Raw genomic sequence first — 2,838 nt, forward strand, 5'->3', positions numbered from 1 at the left:
TTCGCTGCTGTTACTGTTTAAGAAGCCAGCACCAACTAGAGAAGTCTTAATGGTTCCTCCAGTCATCTTGATTGCACTATTGTTTAGTATTTGAAGCCCGAGTGCACTATTACTAATCGTTGTATTTCCAAGTAATTCAATTACACTGCCTTCGCCAACAGAAAATACACCAGACGATATATCGTCGTCACTTGGAGCCACATCTGTTACAGTTAGAGCCACATCTGTAACAGTAATATGGCCGCCATCTTCAGCAACCAATGCATTCCCTTTCCCTGTGACGTTTCCTCCCGTCATTGTGATGGTGGATTTTGAACCTTCTGCATAGAGTCCAACGTTATCAGATGATGTAATGTTTGCGTTGTTTTTCAAGATAATCGTACTGCCACCTTCTGCACTTGCTCCTACATTACGTCCACTAAATGCTCCTCCTGAGACTGTTATTGTAGAGTGGTTATCTGCAACTATACCGGCTGCTGCTTGAGTCACTGTTACATCTTTTAAAGTGACGGTACTTTTATCTGCTTTTATTCCAAAGTTCAGTAACGTATCGTCTTTACTATTCGATATCTTCACACCTTCTAGCTTGTTTTCGCTGCTGTTACTGTTTAAGAAACCAGCACCAACTAGAGAAGTTTTAATGGTTCCTCCAGTCATCTTGATTGCGCCACCATTGCTTGTTGTAAGCCCGAGTGCACTATTACTAATCGTTGTATTTCCAAGTAATTCAATTACACTGCCTTCGCCAACAGAAAATACACCAGACGATATATCGTCGTCACTTGGAGCCACATCTGTTACAGTTAGAGCCACATCTGTAACAGTAATATGGCCGCCATCTTCAGCAACCAATGCATTCCCTTTCCCTGTGACGTTTCCTCCCGTCATTGTGATGGTGGATTTTGAACCTTCTGCATAGAGTCCAATGTTATCAGATGATGTAATGTTTGCGTTGTTTTTCAAGATAATCGTACTGCCACCTTCTGCACTTGCTCCTACGTCACTTCCACTAAATGATCCTCCTGAGACTGTTATTGTAGAGTGGTTATCTGCACCTATACCGGATACTGCTTGAGTCACTGTTACATCTTTTAAAGTGACGGTACTTTTATCTACTTTTATTCCAAAGTTCAGTAACGCATCGTCTTTACTATTCGATATCTTCACACCTTCTAGTTTGTTTTCACTGCTGTTACTGTTTAAGAAACCAGCACCAACTAGAGAAGTTTTAATGGTTCCTCCGGTCATCTTGATTGCACCATCGTTTTGTGCTTGAAGCCCGATTACACTATTACTAATCGTTGTATTTCCACGCAATTCAATCATGCTACCAAGGTCATCAGAAGCTACACCAAGTCCATCACCATTTGTTTTTAGGATGACATCTGTGACAATAATATGCCCACCGTATGTTGTCGTTATTGCTTCCTCTTTTGCTGTTACGCTCCCTCCCGTCATTTCGATGATGGATTTTGAACCTTCCGCATAGAGTCCAGCATCATTATATGATGTAATTTTTGCATCGCCAGTTAAAGTGATGTTGCCGCCGTTTTGAGTAAATATTGCTGCTTTTTCTGCATTAAATGATCCTCCTAAGACTTTTACTGTGGAATCATATGCATCTATGGCAGTTTGTGCTTGCGTCACTGTTACATTATTTAAAGTGACATTACTGTTAGTTGCTTTGATTCCATTGATTAGTGGCGCATCATCTTTCCCACTTGATATCACTACATCTTTCAGTTTGTTTTCTTTGCTCTTGCTGTCCAAGAAGAAAGCACCAACTTTGGAAGCTGTAATGCTTCCCCCAGTCATTTTGATTGCGCCACTCTCTTGTGTTTTGAGCCCGATTGTCGCATCATTAATCGTTGTACTAGATAATTCAACCACACTGTTTTTGCCTTGAGACAAGGCACCGAATCCACTTTCGATTTTATTATCATTAGTAGATGTATTAGGGTTATTACTCTTTGCTGTTAGAGTACTACCCGTGACAGTAATATGTCCACCTTCGTCTGCAGATAATGCTGCATCTTTTCCAATTACGCTTCCTCCTGTCATTATAATTTCGCTCTTTTCATCGATGGCATGAAGTCCGTTACCATTAGATGAGGTAACGTTAGTACCGCCATCTACAGTAATGGTGGTGCCGCTCATAGCATATACGCCATCCATTTTACCTTCGAATGATCCTCCGGATACGTTGATTCGAGAATTATTATTTGCGAGTATACCAACTTCTGCGTGCGTAACGTTTACATTTGTTAAAGTGATGTTACTTCCATTATCTGATTGCACTCCAATGAGTTGTGAAATTTCATTTTTATTATTTGATATCACTACATTTTGCAGTATATTTTTGTCGCTGCCGTCAATATAAACGCCAGTTTGAGACGTTGTAATGTTCCCCCCAGTTAGGTTGATGTTAGCGCCGTCTTTTACAGAAATACCGAAACGAACATCAGAATCAGTGCCTTGAATATTTAAGCCATTTAATTTAAGCGCACTGTTAGCACCTTCAACTGTTACAACATACTTATCATTGTTTGTATCTGCATTTGTGCTTTCATTTCCAGTTACAGTTACAGTGCTACCGGTGATTTTTCCTTTGTCTTTTACATAAATAGTCTCGTACGTTTTTCCGGATATATCTTTTTCTTCGTTGGCAACGCCAAGAGTTTCAGCATGTGCAGTGAACTGGATGTTGAATAGGATGATAGCAGCCGCAGCCGTGCATGATAAAAGGGATGTTTTATACACCAGTATTCTCCTTATGAGAGCCCCCAAATATTCATTTCCCCGCAAACTTCATAAGAAGAAGTGAAAATGGATAGTTGT

The 2,838-nt window shown here is 40.3% G+C and carries 1 protein-coding gene; it reads right to left on the reverse strand.

Going from position 1 to position 2,838, the window contains the following annotated elements; all coding sequences use genetic code 11:
• The coding region (locus tag ACFIO3_RS11010) for a beta strand repeat-containing protein (protein WP_375704457.1) at window positions 1-2,175 on the reverse strand (2,175 nt) is incomplete at its 3' end.
• Between the last annotated feature and the right edge of the window lie 663 nt (window positions 2,176-2,838).

The organism is Bartonella sp. AD328YNZD (assembly GCF_042196425.1).